The sequence below is a fragment of the Pseudomonas sp. PMCC200344 genome (assembly GCF_030053095.1).
Lineage (GTDB): Bacteria > Pseudomonadota > Gammaproteobacteria > Pseudomonadales > Pseudomonadaceae > Aquipseudomonas > Aquipseudomonas svalbardensis.
Genome location: NZ_CP125618.1, coordinates 5,624,561 through 5,647,959 on the forward strand (window position 1 = coordinate 5,624,561; position 23,399 = coordinate 5,647,959).

23 protein-coding genes are annotated in these 23,399 nt (G+C 59.9%); 12 read left to right on the plus strand and 11 right to left on the minus strand.

The genetic code is table 11. The features are described from left to right. The first annotated feature begins 16 nt into the window (after positions 1-16). Positions 17-1,300: a glutamate-1-semialdehyde 2,1-aminomutase gene (gene hemL, locus QFW87_RS25780; protein ID WP_134422446.1), complete on the plus strand. Its 1,284-nt coding sequence runs from the start codon at positions 17-19 to the stop codon at positions 1,298-1,300. A 224-nt stretch (positions 1,301-1,524) separates the two neighbouring features. After that, positions 1,525-2,079 (plus strand): tetratricopeptide repeat protein, encoded by a 555-nt coding sequence (locus tag QFW87_RS25785; RefSeq protein WP_283181789.1) that lies wholly within the window; start codon positions 1,525-1,527, stop codon positions 2,077-2,079. 142 nt (positions 2,080-2,221) lie between these two features. On the opposite strand, the gene QFW87_RS25790 is transcribed toward QFW87_RS25785, so the two are convergent. Next, on the minus strand, positions 2,222-2,551 hold the full coding sequence (locus tag QFW87_RS25790; RefSeq protein WP_007894425.1) for a DUF1820 family protein: 330 nt from the start codon (positions 2,549-2,551) through the stop codon (positions 2,222-2,224). Between the two features lie 134 nt (positions 2,552-2,685). Here QFW87_RS25790 and miaB point away from each other — a divergent pair, with 134 nt between their 5' ends. The 5 genes from miaB to lnt all read left to right on the plus strand — a co-directional run bounded on the left by miaB (position 2,686) and on the right by lnt (position 8,073). Further along, positions 2,686-4,011, plus strand: coding sequence for a tRNA (N6-isopentenyl adenosine(37)-C2)-methylthiotransferase MiaB (miaB, locus tag QFW87_RS25795; protein WP_283181790.1), 1,326 nt, complete (start codon positions 2,686-2,688; stop codon positions 4,009-4,011). A gap of 187 nt (positions 4,012-4,198) precedes the next feature. Continuing rightward, positions 4,199-5,203 carry a PhoH family protein gene (locus tag QFW87_RS25800; RefSeq protein WP_283181791.1) on the plus strand — a complete coding sequence of 335 codons (1,005 nt, stop codon included), beginning with the start codon at positions 4,199-4,201 and terminating at the stop codon, positions 5,201-5,203. Continuing rightward, on the plus strand, positions 5,196-5,690 hold the full coding sequence (gene ybeY, locus QFW87_RS25805; RefSeq protein WP_149628103.1) for an rRNA maturation RNase YbeY: 495 nt from the start codon (positions 5,196-5,198) through the stop codon (positions 5,688-5,690). The genes QFW87_RS25800 and ybeY overlap by 8 nt, the downstream gene beginning before the upstream one ends. A gap of 5 nt (positions 5,691-5,695) precedes the next feature. Beyond that, complete coding sequence (locus QFW87_RS25810; protein WP_008152854.1) at positions 5,696-6,535, plus strand: HlyC/CorC family transporter; 840 nt, start codon at positions 5,696-5,698, stop codon at positions 6,533-6,535. Positions 6,536-6,549: 14 nt separating this feature from the next. After that, on the plus strand, positions 6,550-8,073 hold the full coding sequence (lnt, locus tag QFW87_RS25815; protein WP_283189189.1) for an apolipoprotein N-acyltransferase: 1,524 nt from the start codon (positions 6,550-6,552) through the stop codon (positions 8,071-8,073). A gap of 41 nt (positions 8,074-8,114) precedes the next feature. Here the strand turns inward: lnt and QFW87_RS25820 are convergent, their stop codons facing one another. Next, positions 8,115-8,876: a YdcF family protein gene (locus tag QFW87_RS25820; protein ID WP_283181793.1), complete on the minus strand. Its 762-nt coding sequence runs from the start codon at positions 8,874-8,876 to the stop codon at positions 8,115-8,117. A gap of 108 nt (positions 8,877-8,984) precedes the next feature. Continuing rightward, positions 8,985-9,305 (minus strand): hypothetical protein, encoded by a 321-nt coding sequence (locus QFW87_RS25825; RefSeq protein WP_008152848.1) that lies wholly within the window; start codon positions 9,303-9,305, stop codon positions 8,985-8,987. Between the two features lie 279 nt (positions 9,306-9,584). Here QFW87_RS25825 and leuS point away from each other — a divergent pair, with 279 nt between their 5' ends. The 5 genes from leuS (at position 9,585) to QFW87_RS25850 (ending at position 15,630) form a co-directional block, all read left to right on the plus strand. Continuing rightward, a complete protein-coding gene (leuS, locus tag QFW87_RS25830; RefSeq protein WP_283189190.1) occupies positions 9,585-12,191 on the plus strand; it encodes a leucine--tRNA ligase in 2,607 nt (868 codons plus the stop codon). Between the two features lie 88 nt (positions 12,192-12,279). After that, positions 12,280-12,885 (plus strand): LPS assembly lipoprotein LptE, encoded by a 606-nt coding sequence (gene lptE, locus QFW87_RS25835; RefSeq protein ID WP_283181795.1) that lies wholly within the window; start codon positions 12,280-12,282, stop codon positions 12,883-12,885. Positions 12,886-12,924: 39 nt separating this feature from the next. Continuing rightward, entirely contained in the window at positions 12,925-13,962 is a 1,038-nt protein-coding gene (holA, locus tag QFW87_RS25840; protein WP_046055544.1) for a DNA polymerase III subunit delta, read from the plus strand. Positions 13,963-14,080: 118 nt separating this feature from the next. After that, complete coding sequence (gene arfA, locus QFW87_RS25845; RefSeq protein ID WP_283189191.1) at positions 14,081-14,245, plus strand: alternative ribosome rescue factor ArfA; 165 nt, start codon at positions 14,081-14,083, stop codon at positions 14,243-14,245. Positions 14,246-14,307: 62 nt separating this feature from the next. After that, positions 14,308-15,630 (plus strand): lytic murein transglycosylase, encoded by a 1,323-nt coding sequence (locus tag QFW87_RS25850; RefSeq protein ID WP_283189192.1) that lies wholly within the window; start codon positions 14,308-14,310, stop codon positions 15,628-15,630. A gap of 122 nt (positions 15,631-15,752) precedes the next feature. Here the strand turns inward: QFW87_RS25850 and QFW87_RS25855 are convergent, their stop codons facing one another. The 8 genes from QFW87_RS25855 to rodA all read right to left on the minus strand — a co-directional run bounded on the left by QFW87_RS25855 (position 15,753) and on the right by rodA (position 23,390). Beyond that, positions 15,753-16,703, minus strand: a complete 951-nt coding sequence (locus QFW87_RS25855; protein WP_283189193.1) for an LD-carboxypeptidase — start codon at positions 16,701-16,703, stop codon at positions 15,753-15,755. 177 nt (positions 16,704-16,880) lie between these two features. Next, the gene (gene lipA, locus QFW87_RS25860) at positions 16,881-17,879 is read right to left on the minus strand and encodes a lipoyl synthase (RefSeq protein WP_162247454.1); all 999 of its coding nucleotides are present in this window, start codon (positions 17,877-17,879) and stop codon (positions 16,881-16,883) included. A 25-nt stretch (positions 17,880-17,904) separates the two neighbouring features. Further along, positions 17,905-18,552 (minus strand): lipoyl(octanoyl) transferase LipB, encoded by a 648-nt coding sequence (lipB, locus tag QFW87_RS25865; RefSeq protein WP_283189194.1) that lies wholly within the window; start codon positions 18,550-18,552, stop codon positions 17,905-17,907. Beyond that, positions 18,552-18,827 carry a DUF493 domain-containing protein gene (locus QFW87_RS25870; protein WP_283189195.1) on the minus strand — a complete coding sequence of 92 codons (276 nt, stop codon included), beginning with the start codon at positions 18,825-18,827 and terminating at the stop codon, positions 18,552-18,554. The genes lipB and QFW87_RS25870 overlap by 1 nt, the downstream gene beginning before the upstream one ends. A gap of 80 nt (positions 18,828-18,907) precedes the next feature. Beyond that, entirely contained in the window at positions 18,908-20,065 is a 1,158-nt protein-coding gene (locus tag QFW87_RS25875) for a D-alanyl-D-alanine carboxypeptidase family protein (RefSeq protein ID WP_283181799.1), read from the minus strand. A gap of 180 nt (positions 20,066-20,245) precedes the next feature. Beyond that, positions 20,246-21,259, minus strand: coding sequence for a septal ring lytic transglycosylase RlpA family protein (locus QFW87_RS25880; RefSeq protein ID WP_283181800.1), 1,014 nt, complete (start codon positions 21,257-21,259; stop codon positions 20,246-20,248). Next, positions 21,259-22,269, minus strand: coding sequence for a lytic murein transglycosylase B (gene mltB / locus QFW87_RS25885; RefSeq protein WP_283181801.1), 1,011 nt, complete (start codon positions 22,267-22,269; stop codon positions 21,259-21,261). The genes QFW87_RS25880 and mltB overlap by 1 nt, the downstream gene beginning before the upstream one ends. A gap of 17 nt (positions 22,270-22,286) precedes the next feature. Next, the gene (gene rodA / locus QFW87_RS25890; RefSeq protein ID WP_283184636.1) at positions 22,287-23,390 is read right to left on the minus strand and encodes a rod shape-determining protein RodA; all 1,104 of its coding nucleotides are present in this window, start codon (positions 23,388-23,390) and stop codon (positions 22,287-22,289) included. Between the last annotated feature and the right edge of the window lie 9 nt (positions 23,391-23,399).

Below are 23,399 nucleotides of genomic sequence, written 5' to 3' on the forward strand. Positions count from 1 at the left end.
ATTTGAGAGCCCGATCATGTCTCGTTCCGAAACGCTGTTTGCCAATGCTCAGAAACACATTCCCGGTGGCGTGAACTCGCCTGTTCGCGCATTCAAAAGCGTTGGCGGCACGCCGTTGTTCTTCAAGCACGCGGAAGGCGCCTACGTCACCGACGAAGACAACAAGCGTTATGTGGATTACGTCGGTTCCTGGGGGCCGATGATTCTCGGCCACAGCCACCCCGACGTGCTGGACGCCGTGCGCAAACAGCTTGAGCACGGACTGTCCTACGGCGCGCCGACCGAGATGGAAACCCAGATGGCTGATCTGGTCTGCTCGATCGTGCCATCGATGGAAATGGTGCGCATGGTCAGCTCCGGCACCGAAGCAACCATGAGTGCGATCCGTCTGGCCCGTGGTTTCACCGGCCGCGACAGCATCATCAAGTTCGAAGGCTGCTACCACGGACACTCCGACAGCCTGCTGGTCAAGGCCGGTTCCGGCGCCCTGACCCAAGGCGTGCCGAGCTCGGCCGGTGTGCCGGCGGCCTTTGCCAAACACACCCTGACCCTGCCGTTCAACGACATCGACGCCGTCGAAACCATGCTCGCCGAAGTCGGCCAGGACGTGGCGTGCATCATCGTCGAGCCCGTGGCCGGCAACATGAACTGCGTACCGCCGGCGCCAGGTTTCCTCGAAGGCCTGCGCACCCTGTGCGACAAGCATGGCGTGGTACTGATTTTCGACGAAGTGATGACCGGTTTCCGTGTCGCCCTCGGCGGTGCACAAGCCCACTACGGCGTGACGCCAGACCTGACCACCTTCGGCAAAATCATCGGTGGCGGCATGCCGGTTGGCTGTTTCGGCGGCAAGCGCGAAATCATGTCGCACATCGCGCCACTGGGCCCGGTCTATCAGGCGGGCACCTTGTCGGGTAATCCGCTGGCAATGGCTGCCGGCCTGACGACCCTGCGCCTGATAAGCCGCCCGGGCTTCCACGCAGAGTTGACTGACTACACCAGTCGCCTGCTCGATGGCCTGCAACAACGAGCCGATGCTGCGGGCATTCCGTTCGTGACCACACAGGCCGGCGGCATGTTCGGTCTGTACTTCAGCGGCGCCGACGACATCGTGACCTTCGATGACGTGATGGCCAGCGACGCCGCGCTGTTCGGGCGCTTCTTCCACCTGATGCTCGAAGGCGGCGTGTACCTGGCGCCGAGCGCCTTCGAAGCCGGCTTCACCTCGATCGCCCACGGCGAAACCGAGCTGAAACTGACGCTGGATGCCGCTGAACGTGCATTTGCTGCATTGAAATAACGCTGTGCCGCTGACGTTGGCGGTTGCCAGCGTCAGCTTTCACCCGCATTCCCGCCCTTATTCCTACGCTTCTGCTCAAAATCCCCAGCAAAGTGGGCGATATATTCCCCGCGCAGCAGAAAAACGAGTAAAGACTTTGTAAGGTTGGCCCTGCTTATTTCATAATGCGCGCTTATTGGATCCCTCGACGGGTCCGCGCGCCCTTCAGAGGTAAGTCGATTCCCATGAACCGCACCGGCCGCGCCCTTGCATTGGGCTGCCTGTTGCTCCTTCAGCCCCTGCTCGCGCTCGCACAAGCAGGCGGCAACTCGTTGTTAATCCCAGCGATGGGTCGTTGCACCCTCAATACTCAGCCGCAAGACCTGGCACAGGCGCTTGCCGCCTGCCAGAAAGCGTCGGATGAAGGGGATGCGCAAGCGCAATACGAGTTGGGTGAGTTCTACTACGACGGCAAAAATACGCCGCGCGACCTCAAAAAAGCCCTGGGCTACTTCGAAAAGGCCTCGCTGCAAGGCCACGCCCAGGCGCAATTCAAACTCGGCTACATGTTCTTCCACGGCGAAGGCGTACCGGCCAATAACGTCCAGGCTTATATCGTGCTGAAAATGGCTGCGGTCAATGGCGCTGAAGAAGCATTGGACACCGCCGACGAAGTCGCCGAGAAAATGCCCCGCGAAGAACTTGAAGTGGCTACCCAGGTGCTGGGGCAAATCTTCCGCAAATATCTGATGGAATTGCAGAGCGCCGATGGGCGTACGCCGTTTTCGCCGCTTCCCTGATTTCTGCGTTGTTCTGACTGTCCCCTTCGCGAGCAGGCTCGCTCCCACATTGAATCTTCTGTGAACACAATATTTCGTGCACGCCCGAGATTTACTGTGGGAGCGAGCCTGCTCGCGAATGGGGACAACTCGGTACCAAAGCTTACTTCTCAGGCATCGGCATCGGAAACGGCATGACATTGCCGACCGCGCCGCGGGCTTCGCTGATTTTCGGCGTACCGAGGCGCTCGACTTCGTCGATCCGCACGATCGAATGCATCGGCACAAAGCTGCGCACAACGCCTTCGAACTGAGCCTTGAGCTTCTCTTCGCTCGGATCGACGACCACTTGCGTGCGCTCGCCAAAGACGAACTCTTCCACTTCCAGGAAGCCCCACAGATCACTTTGATAGATCTGCTTGGCATACATTTCGTACACCTGGCCCTGATTGAGGAAAATCACCTTGTAGATTGGAGCTTCACGTTTGGTCATGGTGGGCGAGCAACACATCGGGGATAAAAATGAGGGCGCGAACTATAGCATAGCCACCGGACGCACAGCGGTAGGAACCTTGGGTCATGTTCCCTATAATGCGCGGTTCTTTGAATCACGTGATGACTCTTTCCATGGCCAAGAAGCTTTACATCGAAACCCACGGTTGCCAGATGAACGAGTACGACAGCTCGCGCATGGTCGATCTGCTGGGCGAACATCAGGCCCTGGAAGTCACCGCTCGCGCTGAAGATGCCGACGTGATCCTCCTCAATACCTGCTCGATCCGCGAACGCGCCCAGGACCGGGTGTATTCCCAGCTTGGCCGCTGGCGCGAATTGAAACTGGCCAACCCGGACATGGTGATCGCCGTTGGCGGTTGCGTGGCCAGCCAGGAAGGCGCGGCCATCCGCGATCGCGCACCGTACGTGGACGTGGTCTTCGGCCCACAGACCCTGCACCGCCTGCCGGAAATGATCGACGCCGCCCGCGCTACCAAGCTGCCGCAAGTTGACGTCTCGTTTCCGGAAATCGAAAAGTTCGACCACTTGCCCGAGCCGCGCATCGATGGCCCAAGCGCCTACGTATCGGTCATGGAAGGCTGCAGCAAGTACTGCACGTTCTGCGTGGTGCCTTACACCCGCGGCGAAGAAGTCAGCCGACCCTTCGATGACGTGATCGCCGAGATCATCCACCTGGCTGAAAACGGCGTGCGCGAAGTGACCCTGCTGGGGCAGAACGTCAATGGCTATCGCGGGACCACTCATGACGGTCGTTTGGCTGACCTGGCCGAACTGATCCGCGTCGTCGCCGCCGTCGATGGCATCGACCGCATCCGCTACACCACCTCACACCCGCTGGAATTTTCCGACAGCCTGATCCAGGCCCACGCCGACGTGCCGGAACTGGTCAAACACCTGCACTTGCCGGTGCAATCGGGTTCAGACCGGATCCTTTCGGCGATGAAGCGCAACCACACCGCGCTGGAATACAAATCCAAACTGCGCAAACTGCGTGCTGCCGTGCCGGGGATTTGCATCAGCTCGGACTTCATCGTTGGCTTCCCGGGTGAGACCGAAAAAGACTTCGAACAGACCATGAAGCTGATCGAAGACGTCGGTTTCGACTTCTCCTACTCGTTCGTCTATAGCCAGCGCCCGGGTACTCCGGCTGCCGATCTGGCCGACGAAACGCCGGAAGAGCTGAAAAAAGAACGCCTGAACGCCCTGCAACATCGCCTGAACCAGCAAGGCTTCGAGATCAGCCGACAAATGGTCGGTTCGATCCAGCGGATCCTGGTGACCGATTATTCGAAAAAAGACCCCGGCGAACTGCAAGGCCGGACCGAGAATAACCGTATCGTCAACTTCCGCTGCGACACTCCCACGCTGATTGGCCAGTTTGCCGACGTGCACATCGACGCCGCCCAGCCGCACTCGCTGCGGGGCTCGCTGCTGTAGGAGCGATGCTTGCTCGCGAAGGCCACGCCGCTGTCTGTCTTACAGATCGCGTTATCGTTCTTCGCGAGCAAGCTTCGCTCCTACAAGGACGGTGTTTGGCCTTGCGATATTTAAGACCTTTCGCACCCAGGCCACTGGCGTTATCCTTGATTTCATCTTAATTGCCCCAGGGCGGCTAAATACGACCTTGAACGCACCCATAGAACCACATCGTTTTATCCTCGAGCCCTTTGAAGCTCGCCGCTTCGCCAATCTGTGCGGGCAATTCGACGAGCATCTGCGCTTGATCGAACAGCGCCTGACCATCGAGATCCGCAACCGCGGAAACCAGTTCGAACTGATCGGTGAACCCAAACACACCACCTCCGCGGAAAACCTCCTGCGCCGCCTGTACCGGGAAACCAAGGGTACTGAGCTGTCGCCGGACATCGTTCACCTGTTCCTGCAGGAATCGGCCGTCGAAGAGCTGGACAACGTCTCCCCCGGCGAACCCTCCGTGGCCCTGCGCACCAAAAAAGGCATGATTCGCCCTCGCGGCTTGAATCAGTTGCGCTACGTGAAGGAAATCCTCGGCAACGACATCAACTTCGGCATCGGCCCGGCCGGTACCGGCAAGACTTATCTGGCCGTTGCCTGCGCAGTAGACGCGCTGGAACGCGAACAGATTCGCCGCATCCTGCTGGTACGTCCGGCGGTTGAAGCGGGCGAAAAGCTCGGCTTCCTGCCCGGTGACTTGTCGCAGAAGATCGACCCGTACCTGCGCCCGCTCTACGACGCGCTCTACGAAATGCTCGGCTTCGAACACGTCGCCAAGCTGATCGAGCGCCAGGTGATCGAAGTTGCGCCGCTGGCCTACATGCGCGGTCGCACCTTGAACAACAGTTTCATCATCCTCGACGAAAGCCAGAACACCACCGTCGAGCAAATGAAGATGTTCCTGACCCGGATCGGCTTCGGCTCTACCGCGGTCATCACCGGTGACATCACCCAGGTCGACCTGCCGAAAGGCACCAAGTCCGGGCTGCACCATGTGATCGAGGTACTTAAAGACGTGCCGGGCATCAGCTTCACCCATTTCAAGCCCAAGGACGTTGTGCGCCATCCACTGGTGCAGCGCATCGTCGAAGCCTACGAGCGCTTCGAGAATCGCGTGGCCGATGAAGCCCCGAAGGATAGCCGCCGCGATGCTTGAGCTTGATCTGCAACTGGCTACCGAAGCGCCTGCCCCTAGCGAAGCCGAGTTCCGCCAATGGTGCGAACTGGCGCTGCGCCAGCGCACAGCCGACTCCGAAATGACCATCCGTTTGGTCGATGAAGCCGAAGGTCGTGAGCTCAATCACACCTGGCGGCAAAAGGATTACGCCACTAACGTTCTGTCGTTCCCCGCAGACGTTCCCGACGAATTCCTGGATATCCCGCTACTGGGCGATCTGGTGATCTGCGTGGCGGTGGTCGAGCGCGAAGCCGCTGAACAAGGCAAGGCACTCAAGGCCCATTGGGCTCATCTGGTCATTCACGGCTGCTTGCATCTGTTGGGTTACGACCATATAGATGACGATGAAGCCGAAGAAATGGAAGCACTGGAACGAACGTTGCTTGCAGAGTTGGGCTATCCCGACCCGTATGCGGACGACGAAACAGACACATCCCCTATCGTTACAACAAAGGATTCAGAGTAATCGCTATGAGCGAAGATCGATCGAGCAACGGGCAAAAGTCATGGCTGGGTAAGCTCACCCAGGCTTTTGCCCACGAGCCGAAGAACCGCCAGGAGCTGCTGGAGCTGCTGCGCGATGCACACCAAAACAAGTTGTTGGACAGCGAAGCGCTGGCCATCGTAGAAGGCGCCATCCAGGTTGCTGACCTGCAAGTACGGGACATCATGGTCCCGCGCTCGCAGATGATCAGCATCAAGGCGACCCAGACACCCCGCGAGTTCCTGCCTGCCGTGGTCGACTCGGCCCACTCCCGCTACCCGGTGATCGGCGAAAGCCACGACGACGTGATGGGCGTGTTGCTGGCCAAGGACTTGCTGCCGTTGATCCTCAAGGAGAATGGCGACAGCTTCAACATCAAGGACCTGCTGCGTCCGGCCACCTTCGTGCCCGAGTCCAAGCGTCTGAATGTGCTGCTGCGCGAGTTCCGCGCCAACCACAATCACATGGCCATCGTCATTGACGAATACGGCGGTGTGGCGGGTCTGGTGACCATCGAAGACGTGCTGGAACAAATCGTCGGCGACATCGAAGACGAGCATGACGTCGAAGAAGACAGCTACATCAAGCCGCTGCCCAGCGGTGATTTCCTGATCAAGGCCCTGACGCCGATCGAGAACTTCAACGAGTTCTTCGACAGCCAATTCTCCGATGACGAATTCGACACCGTCGGCGGTCTGGTGATGAGCGCGTTCGGGCACCTGCCAAAACGCAACGAAATCACTGAAATCGGCCCTTATCGCTTCCGCATCCTGAACGCCGACAGCCGTCGGATTCACCTGCTGCGCCTGACACCTATCGCCCGGTAATTCTAAGGATTGAAATGCATCGTCTGACCCGCCCCGGCTGGCCCGGTAACCTGCTGGCCGTGGTGGCCGGTGCAATCACCACCCTGGCCCTGGCGCCGTTCGATATCTGGCCGTTGGCGTTGCTGGCGGTCGGTTTCTTCTATGCCGGCTTGCGTGAACTGAACCCACGTCAGGCCTTGGGCCGTGGCTGGTGTTTCGGTTTCGGCCTGTTTGGCGCTGGCACCAGTTGGATCTACTACAGCATTCACCACTTCGGCGGCGCTTCGGTGTTGCTGGCTGGTTTCCTGATGCTGATCTTCACGGCGGCGATTGCCTGGTTCTTCGCCCTGCCCGCCTGGATCTGGACGCGCTGGCTGCGCCGTAACGAGGCGCCGCTGGCCGACGCCCTGGCGTTTGCGGCGTTGTGGGTCGGCCAGGAAGCCTTTCGCGGCTGGTTCCTGACCGGTTTTCCCTGGCTTTATTCCGGCTACAGCCAGCTCGACGGCCCGCTGGCCGGGCTCGCGCCACTCGGCGGGATGTGGCTGATTTCCTTCACTCTGGCCCTGACGGCCGCGCTGATCTGTAACGCTTTGCGTCTGGTGCGCGCCGGCCGCAAAGGTTTCATCGCCGCGGGTGTGTTGCTGCTGGTCGGCCCTTGGGTGGCCGGCATGGCGCTCAAGGAACACGCCTGGACAACCCCGGCGGGAGCTCCGCTGAGTGTCGCGGCGATTCAGGGCAACATCGAACAGAGCATGAAGTGGGACCCGACGCAGCTCAACGCGCAGTTGGCGCTGTACCGCGACATGAGTTTCAGCTCGAAACCGGTCGACTTGCTGATCTGGCCGGAAACGGCCATTCCGGTGCTCAAGGAGTCCGCCGAGGGCTACCTGAACATGATGGGAAACTTCGCCGCAGAGCGTAAGTCCGCGCTGATTACCGGCGTACCGATCCGCCAGGAAGTCCATCACGAGAAGCGCTTCTTCAACGGTATTACCGTGGCGGGTGAAGGCGATGGCACTTACCTCAAGCAGAAACTTGTGCCGTTTGGCGAGTACGTTCCGTTGCAGGAAGTGTTACGGGGGCTGATCGCTTTCTTCGACCTGCCGATGTCGGACTTTGCCCGTGGCCCTGCCGATCAGCCGATGCTGCAAGCCAAGGGCTATCAGATTGCGCCATTCATCTGCTACGAAGTGGTTTACCCGGAATTCGCCGCCAGCCTCGCGGCGCGTAGCGATTTGCTGCTGACCATCAGCAATGACACCTGGTTCGGCACCTCCATCGGCCCGCTGCAACACTTGCAGATGGCGCAGATGCGCGCGCTTGAGGCCGGTCGCTGGATGATCCGCGCCACCAACAACGGCGTGACCGGTTTGATCAACCCGTTCGGCCAGATCACCGTGCAGATCCCGCAGTTCGAACGCGGCATTCTGTACGGTGAAGTGGTGCCCATGCACAACCTGACGCCTTATCTTGAATGGCGTTCGTGGCCGCTGATCATTGTTTGCGTGCTGTTGTTTGGCTGGGCGCTGGTTGCGAACCGGATGGCCAAGACTGTTTAAGTCAGCTTTTGTGGCGAGGGGATTTATCCCCTCGCCACAGGTCATCGGTAAAACAGTGAATACCCGATCTGCCCCACCGCCTCATTCAACAACTGCCCGCTTTGCCAGATCGACTTGAATTCCGGCATCCAGCCGCCCAGTGGCCGGGCGTTGTCCACGCCTAAAAACCCCACCGGCGCCGGCACCACTTCAAATCCTGCCTTGTTGAAACTCCAGACCGCTCGCGGCATGTGCCAGGCCTGAGTCACGACGACCACGCGCTTGTTCCCTTCCGGCAACAACACCTCGGCGCTGAACTGCGCGTTTTCCCAGGTCGTGCGGCTGCGCCCTTCCTGCCAACGCACGGTCACGCCGAAATCATCGCGCAACGAGTCAGCCATCAATTTCGCTTCGGTTGGCGGGGTGCCGTAATGCAGGCCTCCGCTGGTCAGAATCGGCAAACCGGAGGCCTTGGCCAGCCGCGCCGCATAGCGCTCGCGTTCCAGGCCCACGCCCGTTGGCTGATCAGCGCCCCATGCAAGATCGCCCCGCTCACGCCCCGAACCGAGCACCACGATTGCATCGGCGCGCTGACTCAGCGTTGCCCATTCATCGCGAGCCAGCGGCGCTTCACGCTCCAGCGCCTTGGCGCCCCACTGCACCACCACCGGCAGGCTCATCAGCCAGAAGCCACCCACGCCCAACGCAAAGCACAACCCGGCAAGGCGCGGTCTTGAGCGACGCAACCACCAGGCAAGCACCAACAGCAGCAAAAGAATGCCGGGCGGCAACAGGAGTTGTTTAACGAAATATCGAAAAGGCATCGAGCATCTCCAAAAAGATGCCCGAAGCCTAAGTGGGTTGACGCAATGCGACAACAAATACGGAAGGACTATGCTTCACAAATACATCAGACATTGCTTCCAGTGTCCTTACTTGAATTGCAAAGACCGGACCTTTACCGCGTCCCTGCCGGGAACCTTGTCCTTGAGCCAGATGATCTTGGCCGAACGTGGTGCGTCGAGTTGCTTCACTGCTTCTGACAAGCATCCGTGTGTCTCACGTTCACTGCGATCGAGATACGCCTTGACCAGTGCAAACTCTGCGGGGCTCAAGCCACGCAATTCCAGTTCCAGCGGACGCTCATCGCGTAACCGGCCAGCGGTTTTTGCCGCGTCCAGGGCGATTCCCAGACGATCGATCAGTCTTTCGTACAGCTCCGGTTTCGTAACTTTTTGCCGTGACTCAACCATCCCTCACCTCATTGAAGATAAGACTCACTCCCCATTTAGAGCTTAGCTTCCATGAACAAACCGGCTGAGCGCTGCGACCAACGGCCCTCGCAGCGGGTTTTGGGCGACCCGCAGCAGTAATCAGGGTTTCCCTCGGTGGAGCGCGGTCATGTATGCTACGGCGCTTCCTGTAACTCCACTTCCAGCTCGCCTGGACACCGAAACGCCGATTTGGCGTGATCACCGTCCGGCGTTGCATTGAAGAGGATTAGGCCACCCCTATTCAGTTCAAAAGTAGCCATGCACGAACAATATCAGCCCCGTGAAATCGAAGCCGCCGCCCAGTCGTTCTGGGACGAGCAAAAGTCCTTTGAAGTCAGTGAACAGCCAGGCAAAGAGACTTTCTACTGCCTGTCGATGTTCCCTTACCCCAGCGGCAAGCTACACATGGGGCATGTGCGCAACTACACCATCGGCGACGTGATCTCCCGCTACCAGCGCATGCAAGGCAAGAACGTCCTGCAACCCATGGGTTGGGACGCCTTCGGCATGCCGGCGGAAAACGCCGCGATGAAGAACAACGTAGCGCCCGCCAAGTGGACCTACGAAAACATCGCCTACATGAAAACCCAGCTGCGCAGCCTGGGCCTGGCGGTGGACTGGTCCCGCGAAGTCACCACCTGCAAGCCTGATTACTACCGCTGGGAACAATGGCTGTTCACTCGCCTGTTCGAAAAAGGCGTGATTTACAAAAAAAGCGGCACCGTGAACTGGGACCCGGTCGATCAGACCGTTCTGGCCAACGAACAGGTGATCGACGGTCGCGGCTGGCGTTCTGGCGCGCTGATCGAAAAGCGCGAAATTCCGATGTACTACTTCAAGATCACCGCCTACGCGGATGAGCTGCTGGAGAGCCTCGACGAACTGACTGGCTGGCCTGAACAGGTCAAGACCATGCAGCGCAACTGGATCGGCAAGTCCCGTGGCATGGAAGTGCAGTTCCCGTACAACGTCGATTCCATCGGCGAAGCCGGTGTTCTGAAAGTCTTCACCACCCGTCCGGACACCTTGATGGGCGCGACCTACGTTGCCGTAGCCGCCGAACACCATTTGGCGACCCTGGCCGCGCAGAACAACCCAGAGCTGCAAGCGTTCATCGCTGAATGCAAGGGCGGCAGCGTCGCCGAAGCCGACGTCGCCACTCAAGAGAAAAAAGGCCTGCCGACCTCGCTGTTCGTCGAGCACCCGCTGACCGGTGAGAAACTCCCGGTGTGGGTCGCCAACTATGTGCTGATGCACTACGGCGATGGCGCGGTAATGGCCGTCCCGGCGCACGACGAACGTGATTTCGAGTTCGCCACCCAGTACAACCTGCCGATCAAATCGGTAGTGCGTACCAGCTCCGGCGGCACTAACCCATCCCCGTGGCAAGACGCCTACGGCGAGCACGGCACGCTGATCAATTCCGGCGAGTTCGACGGCCTCGACTTCGAAGGCGCCTTCGACGCCATCGAAGTCGCGCTGATCAAGAAGAACCTTGGCGCCTCGCGCACTCAGTTCCGCCTGCGCGACTGGGGCATCAGCCGCCAGCGCTACTGGGGCTGCCCGATCCCGATCATCCACTGCGACACCTGCGGTGATGTGCCGGTCCCGGAAGATCAATTGCCAGTCGTGCTGCCGGAAGACGTCGTACCGGACGGCGCGGGTTCGCCACTGGCGCGCATGCCCGAGTTCTACGAGTGCAGCTGCCCGAAATGCGGCGCACCGGCCAAGCGTGAAACCGACACCATGGACACCTTCGTCGAGTCCTCGTGGTACTACGCCCGTTACGCCTCGCCGCACTATGAAGGCGGTCTGGTGGAAAAATCGGCGGCCGACCATTGGTTGCCGGTGGACCAGTACATCGGCGGTATCGAACACGCGATTCTTCACCTGCTCTACGCGCGCTTCTTCCACAAGCTGATGCGCGATGAAGGCCTAGTGAGCTCCAACGAGCCGTTCAAGAACCTGCTGACCCAAGGCATGGTGATCGCCGAGACTTACTATCGTCGCGAAGCCAACGGTGCCTACACGTGGTTCAACCCGGCGGACGTCGAACTCGAACGCGACAGCAAAGCCAAAGTCATAAGCGCCAAGCTGATCGCAGACGGCCTGCCGGTGGAAATCGGTGGCACCGAGAAGATGGCCAAGTCGAAGAACAACGGCGTTGACCCACAGTCGATGATCGACCAGTTCGGCGCAGACACCTGCCGCCTGTTCATGATGTTCGCCTCGCCACCCGACATGAGCGCGGAATGGTCCGACTCCGGAGTGGAAGGTTCGCACCGCTTCCTCAAGCGCGTCTGGCGCCTGGCTCAAGCCCACGTCACTCAGGGCCTGCCGGGTAAACTGGACGTCGCCAGCCTGAATGACGAACAGAAAGTCATTCGCCGTTCGATCCACCAGGCCATCAAGCAGGCCAGCCACGACGTCGGCCAGAACCACAAATTCAACACCGCCATCGCTCAGGTGATGACGCTGATGAACGTGCTGGAAAAAGCCCCGCAAAGCACCGGGCAGGATCGCGCATTGATTCACGAAGGTCTGGAAACCGTAGTCTTGCTGCTGGCACCAATCACTCCGCACATCAGCCACGAGCTGTGGCATCGCCTGGGTCACGCTGCCCCGGTGATCGACGCCGCTTGGCCGGTGCTGGACGAAAGCGCGTTGGTGCAGGACAGCCTGCAACTGGTCATCCAGGTCAACGGCAAGCTGCGCGGCCACATCGAAATGCCCGCCAGCGCCAGCCGCGAAGAAGTCGAAGCCGCCGCACGGGCCAACGAGAACGTGCTGCGTTTTGTCGACGGTCTGACCATTCGTAAAGTGATCGTAGTGCCCGGGAAACTGGTCAATATCGTCGCCAGCTAATTGGATCAGGTGCCAGGTCATGCCTGGCGCCGAGTAAAACCTTTCGGGCCGCAAGATCGGCCCACATGGTTTCAAGGGGAGCAACAAGATGATCAAACGCAATTTGCTGGTGATGGGCCTTGCGGTCCTGTTGAGCGCCTGCGGTTTCCAGCTGCGCGGCACCGGCACCAATGAACTGGCGATCAAGGAACTCGACCTGAGTGCCCGCAACGCCTACGGCGAAGTCGTGACACAACTGCGTCAGGTGCTGGAAAGCAGCGGCGTCAAGGTCTACAGCGGCGCACCTTACAAGCTGGTACTGACCGATGAGCAGGAAAGCCAACGCATCCTCAGCTACGCAGGTGCCGGTCGTACTGGCGAGTATCAGGTGAGCACAGTGCTGAACTACGACATCCGTGGTGAGAGCAACTTGACGCTGCTGAGCGACAAACTGGAAGTGCAAAAAATCTTTATCCACGACGGCAGCAACCTCGTGGGCTCCGACCAGGAAGGCAACGACGCCCGCAAGGAAACCCGTCGTGAACTGGTTCAACGGATGATGCTGCGCCTGCAACAGCTCACTCCGGCTCAGCTGGATCAGATGCAACAGACCGCCAACGCCAAAGCCAAGGCTGAAGCCGATGCATTGGAAGCGGCGCAGAAGGCTGAAGCGCAAACGCCGCGCCAGTCGCCAATCGAACTGCCGCAGCAGTAAGACTTACGGGGCGCTCAGGCGCCCCGTTCGCCCTCTTCTATGAAACTCGCCCCCGCCCAACTCGCCAAACACCTGCAAGGTGCCCTCGCGCCGGTCTACATCATCAGTGGCGATGACCCACTGCTGTGTCAGGAAGCCGCCGACGCCATTCGTGCCGCCGCCCGCCAACAGGGATTCGACGAGCGCCAGGTCTTCGCCGCCGACGCCAGTTTCGACTGGGGAACGTTGCTGCAAGCCGGCGCGAGCATGTCTCTGTTCGCCGAAAAGCGCCTGCTGGAACTGCGTCTGCCGTCCGGCAAACCCGGAGACAAAGGCGCTGCCGCGTTTATCGAGTACTGTTCACGGCCCGCCGAAGACACGGTGTTGCTGATCAGCCTGCCGAAACTTGATGGCAGTGCGCAGAAAACCAAGTGGGGCAAGGCGCTGGTCGAAGGTCAGCAGACCCAGTTCGTGCAAATCTGGCCGATAGAGGCCAACCAGTTGCCTAGCTGGATCCGTCAACGGTTGTCCCAGGCCGGGCTTTCCGCCAGCCAGGACGCTGTCGAACTGATCGCCGCACGGGTCGAGGGCAACCTGCTGGCAGCAGCCCAGGAAATCGAAAAGCTCAAACTGATGGCCGAAGGTGGTCAGATCACCGTCGAAACTGTGCAAGCGGCCGTCGCTGACAGTGCGCGCTTCGATGTCTTTGGCCTGACCGATGCGATTCTCAACGGCGAAGCGGCTCATGCCCTGCGCATGCTCGAAGGGCTGCGCGGTGAAGGCGTCGAACCACCCGTGATTCTCTGGGCGCTGGCCCGGGAGCTGCGCCTGCTGGCCAACCTGTCACTGCAATACAGCCAGGGCGTGCCACTGGACAAAGCCTTTAGCTCTGCCCGACCGCCGGTCTGGGACAAACGCAAACCACTGATGAGCAAAGCCCTGCAACGCTACTCGGCGCAACGCTGGGCGCAGCTATTGCTGGAAGCTCAGCGCATCGATGCACAGATCAAAGGCCAGGCCGCCGGTTCGCCGTGGATGAGCCTCAGTCGATTGTCGTTGTTGATGGCGGGCCAACGCCTGACCTTGCCTGCCGAGTAAACACGCCAGCTGCTATGTTCGATCGGAGAAAGGTCCTACGCAATGTGGGGACTAGACAGATCACCGACTTCGGCCGATGATTTGCCCCGCAAAACCCACACACTTGCGAGAAATCATCATGAGCAAAAAGCCATCGAAGCGTGGCCCCAACAAGGCCAAATCCATCATCGCCCAGCCACTGTTCCGCAGCCGTCAGGAACCCGCCGGCAAGGGCAAAGGCAGCTACCGCCGCGAAGCCTTCCAGTCTAATAGCTGGGAGGCTTCTTACTTTCTGGCGGCCTGAAAGGCAAGCGCTCGCTCAACATGTTAAGGTCTGCACCTGATTCGTACTCTCTGGACCCGTGCATGCCCCTTTGTATTTCCCGTCGTTGGCCCCTGCGCCAACTGATAGCTGCCTCCAGCCTCATTTTGCTTGTTGCCTGCGCGGAAAAACCCACCGCAGCCGACGCCAAGCCGCTTCAGACCCTACCCGTCGCGACAGCCCCTGCGATCATTCCGCCTGTGGTTCCGACCGGTGAAAACCTCGACATCCAGCCCACCCAGACCTTCGCCGAATGGCAGGCGGGTTTCCGCAAGGACGCTCTGGCCGCCGGTATCCGCGCCGACCTGTTCGACCGCGCCTTCGCCAATGTCAGCCTCGACACCAGCGTGATCCGTGCCGACCGCAGCCAGCCAGAATTCTCCCGTCCGGTGTGGGAATACCTCGACGGCGCTCTTTCGCCGCTGCGGGTACACAAAGGCCAGGCGCTGGTCAGCCAGTACGCCGACATCCTGCAAAGCATCGAACAGCGCTACGGCGTCGATCGTCAGGTACTGGTCTCGGTGTGGGGCATGGAAAGTAACTTCGGGCAGTTCCAGGGCAACAAGTCGGTGATTAATTCCCTGGCGACCTTGGCCTATGAAGGTCGGCGTCCCGGGTTTGCCCACGCGCAACTGATCGCCGCCCTGCAGATCCTGCAACAGGGTGATATCGAGCCTGAGAAAATGCTTGGTTCCTGGGCCGGCGCCATGGGCCAGACCCAGTTCATCCCAACCACCTACAACACCCACGCCGTGGACTTCGATGGCGATGGTCGCCGCGACATCTGGGGCAGCCCTGCCGACGCGCTGGCCTCGACGGCGCACTACCTGCAAAGCTCAGGCTGGCAAAAAGGCCAGCCGTGGGGCTTTGAAGTGCAGCTTCCGGGCAGTTTCAACTACGCCCTGGCCGATGGCACGATTCGCAAGAGCGTCGCTGAATGGCTGCAACTGGGTGTCACCCTGCCCAATGGCGGCCTGGTTCCGCCAGGCTCCGAACACCTGTCAGCCGCCCTGTTGCTGCCGGCCGGTTACCGTGGCCCGGCGTTCCTGGTCCTCGACAACTTCCGCGCGATCCTCAAGTACAACAACTCGTCGTCTTACGCCTTGGCCGTTAGCCTGTTGTCGGAGCGTTTCAACGCCGCCGGCCTGATCAACGGCACATGGCCGAAAGATGATTTGCCGCTGAGCCGTACCGAGCGGATCGAACTGCAAAGCTTGCTGAGCGCGCAGAACTATGACGCTGGCAATGCTGACGGCATTATCGGCGCCAACACCCGCAAGGCGATCCGCAGCGCCCAGCAGTCGTTTGGCTGGCCGGCGGATGGGTATCCGACGCACAAGTTACTCGAAGGCCTGCGTAACCGCTAAAAAAGCTTCGCGAGCAGGCTCGCTCCCACATTTGATCTTCAGTAAATACAGCATTTGTATTCGACGCAGATCAGTGTGGGAGCGAGCCTGCTCGCGAAGACTGACTATCAGACGACCAAGCTCTAAGCCTTGACCACCACATCCTGCTCCAACACCAACTCCTTGTTCCCCGCATCCAGCCTCACCAGCGCGCCCATCGGTAACGTCAGGTTCGGATCGCAATGCCCGCTGCGCCACCCGGCCAGCACCGGGATGCGCAACGGCTCAAAGGTCTGCTTGAGCAAACACTCCAGCGCACCCCCATCTACCCCCGCCACATCCCCCACCAGAACCCCGCGCAGTTTGTTCAACGTGCCCGCCAGACGCAGATGAGTCAGCAGCCGGTCAATGCGATACAGCGGCTCGTTAATGTCCTCGATGAACAGGATGACGCCCTCGGCATCCATCTCATACGGTGTGCCCATGGTCGCGGCGATCAGCGACAGATTGCCCCCCAGCAAACGCCCGTGAGCGATACCAGGCTCGATTGTGGTCAACGGGTAGGCCACCGGGTGCGCCAGCACGCTACCGGCCTTCACCTGTCCTCTGAGCATGTTGAAGAACGAAGACTCGGTAGGTTTTTGCTTGTCACCCAGCAGGTCGGCGTTGAGCATCGGGCCATGAAAGGTCACGAAGCCCGCATAACGGCTGATCGCCAAGTGCAGCGCAGTGATGTCGCTGTAGCCGATGAACGGCTTGGCATGGTTGCGCAGCAGTTCAAAGTCGATGCGATCCAGCAACCGCGGTGTACCGTAACCCCCACGCAAGCAAATGATGGCGTCGACCTCACTGTCGGCGAACGCTGCGTGCAGGTCATTGAGCCGTACATCATCACTGCCGGCCAGGTAATCATCTTTCTCGTACACGCCAGAGAAAACCCGCAGTGAATATCCGCGAGCGCGCATCCAGGCGATGGCTTTATCGGTGTCCAGCGCTGCGGGACCGGCGGGCGCGATGACGCCAATCAGCCCTTGCGACGGCAAGGCCGGAACGGGTGCGTGAGGACAAAGGGTGTGGGTCGGTCGAACGGTCATCCATGAATCTCCCTGCGTGAAAGCGTCAAGCACACAGTAGTCAGGAACGGGGACAAACAGAAGAGGGTCAGTCGCCCCGCAGGTTGCAGGAAAAGACGGTCATGCCCGTAGGGCAAGGCAAAAAAATGCCCGCAAGGCCGGATAAACGTTGCGGGCGCCTTTTTTACTGGCAGCTGATCAGGACGACATCAGCTCAGCTTTAACCAGTTTCGCCTGCTCATCGGCGTGGTACGAGGAACGTACCAGCGGGCCGGAAGCGACGTTCTTGAAGCCCATCTTATAACCTTCCTCGGCGAACCAGGCGAACACGTCTGGATGCACAAAACGCTGCACCGGCAAGTGGCTGCGGGATGGTTGCAGGTACTGGCCCAGGGTCAGCATGTCGATGTCGTGTTCGCGCATACGCTTCATGACTTCGATGACTTCTTCGTCGGTCTCGCCCAGACCCAGCATCAGGCCGGACTTGGTCGGAATGTGCGGCATCATCTGCTTGAAGCGTTGCAGCAGGGTCAGCGACCACTGGTAATCCGAACCCGGACGCGCAGCCTTGTACAGGCGCGGCACGGTTTCCAGGTTGTGGTTGAACACATCCGGCGGCTCGGCAGCGGTGATTTCCAACGCAACGTCCATGCGGCCACGGTAGTCCGGAACCAGGGTTTCGAGCTGCACATTCGGCGACAGTTTGCGGATCTCGCGGATGCAGTCGGCAAAGTGCTGGGCACCGCCGTCACGCAGGTCATCGCGGTCAACCGAGGTGATCACCACGTACTTGAGTTTCAGGTCGGCGATGGCGATGGCCAGGCTTTCCGGCTCGTTGGTGTCCAGTGGCTTCGGACGACCGTGGCCAACGTCGCAGAACGGGCAGCGACGGGTGCAGATGTCACCCATGATCATGAAGGTCGCGGTGCCGCCGGAGAAGCATTCGCCCAGGTTCGGGCAGGATGCTTCTTCGCAAACGCTGTGCAGCTTGTGTTTGCGCAACAGGGCCTTGATGCGGTCGACTTCCGGGGAAACCGGGATACGCACGCGAATCCAGTCAGGTTTCTTCGGCAGTTCGGTGGTCGGAATGATCTTCACCGGGATACGTGCAACCTTCTCGGCGCCGCGCAGCTTGACGCCGGCTTCAACCTTGGCACGCGGGGCCGGACGCTCGGTGACATCCAGCGTCGGGATCATGGTTTGCACTGCATCAGTAGTCATATCAGTCGATTCCGCCCGTTAGGGTCGTCTGCTCAGCATAGTCGAGGTGTTTGACGAGCTGCGCGCGCAGCCGGGCACTTACCTCGGCAAATTCAATCGATCCTGCGTGTTCGCTCAGCTGGGTCATCGCCAGCCCGGCGTAGCCGCAGGGATTAATTCGTCGAAACGGTTCCAGGTTCATGTCCACATTCAGGGCCAGTCCATGAAAGGAGCAACCGTGGCGGATCCGCAGACCCAGAGAAGCGATTTTTGCCCCATTGACGTAGACACCCGGTGCGTCCGGCTTGGCCACTGCGGTTACGCCATAGCTGGCCAGCAACTCGATCAGGCATTGTTCCATGCGGCTGACCAGGTCACGCACGCCGAAACCCAGCTTGCGTACGTCGAGCAACAGGTAGGCCACCAACTGGCCGGGACCGTGATAAGTCACTTGACCACCGCGATCAACCTTTACTACCGGAATATCTCCCGGGAGTAACACGTGCTCCGCCTTGCCGGCCTGCCCTTGGGTGAACACCGGTGGGTGCTCGACCAGCCAGATCTCGTCCGCGGCATCGCTGCCGCGTTCGTTGGTGAAGCGTTGCATGGCATGCCAGACCGGCTCGTAAGCCATCTGGCCGAGCTCGCGAAAGCCCACCGCGGCAGACATCACAGCACCATGTGCACGAAACCGGTCGCCCGCAACTCGCTGTTGATGTCGTACAGCTGTTCTTGACCGGTGGCGATGATGTGCATCTGGATAGTCGTGTACTTGCCGTTGGTACTCTGGCGCTCGGCCAGGGTCTTGTGGTCAACGGTCGCGTGTTTCTCAAGGATTGCGATGATCTTGTCCTTGAAACCCACGCCAGTGTCGCCGATCACCTTGATAGGGTAATCCGCGCAGGGGAATTCGATTTTTGGCGCCTTTACTTCGTTGTCTGTCATGGCGTAACGGCCTCGTAAGCCGTGGCAACGGACATGGCCCCGTTCCGGATTGGAACAGGGCCATGCAGGTCCACACTAATTCAGTTGAACAAGCCGTAGAAGAATAGACGGATGCTATCCCACATGCGGCGGAAGATACCACCCTCGTCGACCGCGTCCAGAGCGATCAGATCAGCGCTATGCACGACTTTGTCGTCCAGCTTCACTTCGACTTTACCGATTACGTCGCCCTTGGCGATTGGCGCAATCAGTTGCGGGTTCATGGTCATGCTGGCGGCGAGCTTTTTCAGCTGGCCTTTTGGCAGGGTCATGGTCAGGTCTTGAGCCAGGCCGGCCTTGACTTGATTGGTGGTGCCTTTCCAGACAGGAGCCTGAGCCAGCTCGGCGCCTTTCTGATAGAACGTCTGGGTTTCGAAGAAGCGGAAACCGTAGGTCAGCAGCTTCTGGGTTTCGGAAGCGCGAGCCACTTCGCTGTTGGTGCCAAACACCACGGCGATCAGGCGCATGCCATCACGTACAGCCGAAGACACCATGCAATAGCCGGCTTCGTCGGTGTGGCCGGTTTTCAGGCCGTCGACCGTCTTGTCGCGCCACAGCAGCAGGTTACGGTTAGGTTGTTTGATGCCGTTCCAGAAGAACTCTTTCTGCGAGTAGATCGCGTAGTGAGCCGGGTCTTCGTGGATGATCGCGCGAGCCAGCACGGCCATGTCGTGAGCCGACGAGTAGTGCTCAGGGTTCGGCAGACCGGTCGGGTTCATGAAGTGGCTGTTGGTCATGCCCAGATCGGCCACGGTTTTGTTCATCATGTCAGCGAAGGCGTCTTCGCTGCCGGCGATGTGCTCAGAGAGCGCAACGCTGGCGTCGTTACCCGACTGAATGATGATGCCGTGCAGCAGGTCGCTGACAGTGACTTGCGAGCCGACCTTGATGAACATCCGCGAACCGCCGGTACGCCAGGCGTTCTCGCTGACGGTCACCGGATCGTTTTCACCGATCTGGCCACGACGGATTTCCAGGGTCGCGATATACGCGGTCATCAGCTTGGTCAGGCTGGCCGGAGGCAGACGCTGGTCACCGTTGTTCTCCACCAGCACGTTGCCGCTGCTGGCATCCATGAGTACGTAGGCTTTGGCGGCCAGTTGCGGTGGCGACGGCATCATCTCGACCGCGAAAGCGGCAGGCGAGAGGAGCAGCGGGACTAGCAGGCACAGGCGTTTGGCAAAGGTGGTGATGTTCATCCGTCTCTCGAAATCGCTAATGGAAACTGCCCAAGGGCAAAACTAATCAGATGACCTTCTAACGGGTCATCGCGTGTTCAGCTGTTCACTCAGACCCTTGCCGGGCTTTTGTTCTTCAACGAGCCAACAACCAGGTCCACCCCCCAAACCGCAAGCGAACCGTCAATCAAGTACTACGTATTACTCGGCAGTGACCAGGCTCGGCGAACCGAGATTGGCCAGGCGCACACTGTTCTGCACTTGCTGGATTTCACCCGGCGAGCCGATCGGCCCCAGGCGCACCCGATGCAGCGTCTGTTGATTGCGCACGATCGAACTGATGAACACCGGAGCGCTCACCATCCCGCTGAGCTTCGATCTCAGGAGTTCTGCAGCGTCCGGGTTGGCGAACGCGCCCACCTGCAGATACTGGCCAGAGGCTGCTACAGAAGCGTTTTTTTTTGCATCGATCGGCACAGGCACAACGGCAGCGGCGTGCTGCTGCGGCGGTGGCGTCCATTGTTCGACGGTGCCGGCCGAAGCCGTAATCGTCGGGGCGCTATTTTGCGAGATTTGCGGCTCGTTAAGCATCAAAGGCGCCGGACGGCCTTTGGCTGCCCACCATTGCTGCGGGTCGATGCCTTCGACCTTGACCCGCGCGGTACCGGTTTCGGCATAGCCGAGCTTCTTGGCAGCCGCGTAGGACAAGTCGATGATTCGATCCGAGTAGAACGGCCCGCGGTCGTTGACTCGCAGGACTACGCTCTTGTTGTTGTCCAGGTTGGTCACCCGAACGTAACTTGGCAGTGGCAAGGTCTTGTGAGCAGCACTCATGCCGTACAGGTCGTAAACCTCGCCATTGGCGGTGTTCTGACCGTGGAACTTGGTGCCATACCAGGACGCAGTGCCCGAGGCGACGTAGGACTTGGATTCCTGCTGCGGGAAGTAAGTCTTGCCCAGCACGGTGTACGGATTGGCTTTATAAGGACCGCTGTGCAAGGTCGGCGTGGCGTCCGGGATGCGCGAGACGTCGACATCCCACCATGGCGCGCCATCCTTGTGCGCGCGGTTGATATCCAGGCCTGGCGTTGCGCGCACGGCGGTGGGAGAAGACTTTTGCGCCGGCGCGCGGCTGGTCGAACAACTGGCGACCAGCACCGCCAACGCGGCGAATGCCATCAGCTTCAGGGGTTTATTCATAGGCAATGCCCGCATTACTTGACGCCCCGTGCTTGGACCAGCTGTTCAGACAGTTGATGTACGGCCATGGCGTACATCACGCTGCGGTTATAACGCGTGATCGCGTAAAAATTCGTCAGGCCCATCCAGTATTCGGGGCCATTGTCACCTTCCAGGCGGAAAGCCGTGACCGGCATATCATCGCGCAGCGCATCATGACTTGACCACCCCAGCGCCCGCAACTCCCCGACGGTTTTAGTCGGTTCGATGCCTGTGGTCAAACCTTCGTCCACCTGATCGCCACGCACATCGGCGCGGCTGACCACCGGTTCGCCGGCTACCCAGCCGTGACGCTTGAAATAACTGGCGACGCTGCCAATGGCATCGTCCGGATTGGTCCAGATATTAATGTGGCCGTCACCGTCGAAGTCCACCGCATAGGCACGAAAGCTGCTCGGCATGAACTGCGGCAAACCCATCGCGCCAGCGTAAGAGCCTTTGAGCGTCAGCGGATCGACCTGCTCTTCCCGGGCCAGCAACAGGAACTCACGCAATTCCTTGCGGAAAAATTCGGCACGGGGAGGATAGTCGAAACCCAGGGTCGACAAGGCGTCGATTACCCGAAAATTGCCGGTATTGCGGCCGAAAAAGGTCTCAACGCCGATGATCGAAACAATAACCTGCGCCGGCACGCCGTATTCCCGCTCGGCACGAGCCAGTAGCGCCTCGTGCTGACGCCAGAAGTCCACACCACGGGCGATGCGCGCGTCGGTGATGAACATCGGGCGGTACTCGTTCCACTGCTTGACCCGCTCGGCAGGTTTCGAGATCGCGTCCAGAATCGACTGCTTGCGCTCGGCTTCGCGGAACACGCCCATCAGTTGTTCACCGGCGAAACCGTAGTCGCGGGTCATTTCACCGACGAATTCGGCCACCTGGGGTGAGCCTTCGTAATCGCCGGCCAACGCATCCTGCGCTGTGCCAAGGATGCTCACCAGGCCGACCCATGGCGCATATCGAGTCGCCCAGCCACGCATTACTTGCATTGAAATCTTCACCTTATTCAAACCTGAGCGATCCACTTACGATGGGTATGGATCGACATCAAAACCCCAAACGCTGACAGCAGCGTCACCAGCGAAGTTCCTCCGTAGCTAATGAACGGCAACGGCACCCCCACAACCGGCAACAGGCCACTGACCATACCGATGTTGACGAAAACGTAAACAAAAAACGTCATGGTCAGACTGCCCGCGAGCAATTTGCCGAACAATGTCTGGGCCTGAGCGGTAATCACCAGTCCGCGGCCGATCAACAACAGGTAAATCAGCAGCAGTGCACAAATACCCACCAAGCCGAATTCTTCGCCCATGACCGCAATAATGAAGTCGGTGTGGCTTTCCGGCAGGAAGTCCAGGTGCGACTGAGTACCGAGCAACCAACCCTTGCCGAACACACCGCCGGAACCGATGGCGGCTTTCGATTGAATGATGTTCCAGCCAGTGCCCAGCGGATCGCTTTCGGGGTCGAGGAAGGTCAGGATTCGCTGCTTCTGGTAGTCATGCATGATGAAGTACCACATGCCGACCGCCACTGGCACAGCCGCGGCAATCACGCTGAGAATCCAGCGCCAGCGCAGGCCGCCCATGAACAGAACGAACGCGCCACCGGCGAGGATCAGCAGCGAAGTGCCGAGGTCGGGCTGACGCACGATCAGGATAAACGGCAAACCGATCAGAAACAGGCTGACGCCCACATGCTTGAGCTGCGGCGGCAAGGTGCGCTTGGACAGATACCAGGCGATAGTCGCCGGCATCAGAATCTTCATGAATTCCGAGGGCTGGAAGCGGATCACCCCGGGAATGTTGATCCAGCGCGTAGCGCCCATGGCGTTGTGGCCCATGACGTCCACCACCACCAGCAACAGCACGCCGAGCACATAACCGACTGGCACCCAACGGGCCATGAAGCGCGGTTCAAACTGCGCAATGACGATCATCGACACCAGGCCGATGCCGAACGAGGTGGCTTGCTTGGCCAGCAGATCCCAGCTCTTGCCGCTGGCCGAATACAGCACGAACAGGCTGCCAGCGGCGAGGGTCAGCAGCAGGATCAGCAACGGACCGTCGATGTGCATGCGTTGCAACAGCGTCGCGCGGCGACGCATCACATCCTC

What these genes read in the sequence shown, in the direction of transcription:
- lptE (WP_283181795.1), top strand. Translation starts at nt 12,280, where the DNA reads ATGATCAAACGCAATTTGCTGGTGATGGGCCTTGCGGTCCTGTTGAGC.
- lipB (WP_283189194.1), bottom strand. Translation starts at nt 18,552, where the DNA reads ATGTCTGCCGCGGTGGGCTTTCGCGAGCTCGGCCAGATGGCTTACGAG.
- QFW87_RS25785 (WP_283181789.1), top strand. Translation starts at nt 1,525, where the DNA reads ATGAACCGCACCGGCCGCGCCCTTGCATTGGGCTGCCTGTTGCTCCTT.
- arfA (WP_283189191.1), top strand. Translation starts at nt 14,081, where the DNA reads ATGAGCAAAAAGCCATCGAAGCGTGGCCCCAACAAGGCCAAATCCATC.
- QFW87_RS25875 (WP_283181799.1), bottom strand. Translation starts at nt 20,065, where the DNA reads ATGAACATCACCACCTTTGCCAAACGCCTGTGCCTGCTAGTCCCGCTG.
- ybeY (WP_149628103.1), top strand. Translation starts at nt 5,196, where the DNA reads ATGCTTGAGCTTGATCTGCAACTGGCTACCGAAGCGCCTGCCCCTAGC.
- mltB (WP_283181801.1), bottom strand. Translation starts at nt 22,269, where the DNA reads ATGCAAGTAATGCGTGGCTGGGCGACTCGATATGCGCCATGGGTCGGC.
- QFW87_RS25820 (WP_283181793.1), bottom strand. Translation starts at nt 8,876, where the DNA reads ATGCCTTTTCGATATTTCGTTAAACAACTCCTGTTGCCGCCCGGCATT.
- QFW87_RS25810 (WP_008152854.1), top strand. Translation starts at nt 5,696, where the DNA reads ATGAGCGAAGATCGATCGAGCAACGGGCAAAAGTCATGGCTGGGTAAG.
- miaB (WP_283181790.1), top strand. Translation starts at nt 2,686, where the DNA reads ATGGCCAAGAAGCTTTACATCGAAACCCACGGTTGCCAGATGAACGAG.
- lnt (WP_283189189.1), top strand. Translation starts at nt 6,550, where the DNA reads ATGCATCGTCTGACCCGCCCCGGCTGGCCCGGTAACCTGCTGGCCGTG.
- lipA (WP_162247454.1), bottom strand. Translation starts at nt 17,879, where the DNA reads ATGATCCCGACGCTGGATGTCACCGAGCGTCCGGCCCCGCGTGCCAAG.
- QFW87_RS25855 (WP_283189193.1), bottom strand. Translation starts at nt 16,703, where the DNA reads ATGACCGTTCGACCGACCCACACCCTTTGTCCTCACGCACCCGTTCCG.
- holA (WP_046055544.1), top strand. Translation starts at nt 12,925, where the DNA reads ATGAAACTCGCCCCCGCCCAACTCGCCAAACACCTGCAAGGTGCCCTC.
- rodA (WP_283184636.1), bottom strand. Translation starts at nt 23,390, where the DNA reads ATGCGTCGCCGCGCGACGCTGTTGCAACGCATGCACATCGACGGTCCG.
- leuS (WP_283189190.1), top strand. Translation starts at nt 9,585, where the DNA reads ATGCACGAACAATATCAGCCCCGTGAAATCGAAGCCGCCGCCCAGTCG.
- QFW87_RS25880 (WP_283181800.1), bottom strand. Translation starts at nt 21,259, where the DNA reads ATGCGGGCATTGCCTATGAATAAACCCCTGAAGCTGATGGCATTCGCC.
- QFW87_RS25790 (WP_007894425.1), bottom strand. Translation starts at nt 2,551, where the DNA reads ATGACCAAACGTGAAGCTCCAATCTACAAGGTGATTTTCCTCAATCAG.
- QFW87_RS25870 (WP_283189195.1), bottom strand. Translation starts at nt 18,827, where the DNA reads ATGACAGACAACGAAGTAAAGGCGCCAAAAATCGAATTCCCCTGCGCG.
- QFW87_RS25825 (WP_008152848.1), bottom strand. Translation starts at nt 9,305, where the DNA reads ATGGTTGAGTCACGGCAAAAAGTTACGAAACCGGAGCTGTACGAAAGA.
- hemL (WP_134422446.1), top strand. Translation starts at nt 17, where the DNA reads ATGTCTCGTTCCGAAACGCTGTTTGCCAATGCTCAGAAACACATTCCC.
- QFW87_RS25850 (WP_283189192.1), top strand. Translation starts at nt 14,308, where the DNA reads ATGCCCCTTTGTATTTCCCGTCGTTGGCCCCTGCGCCAACTGATAGCT.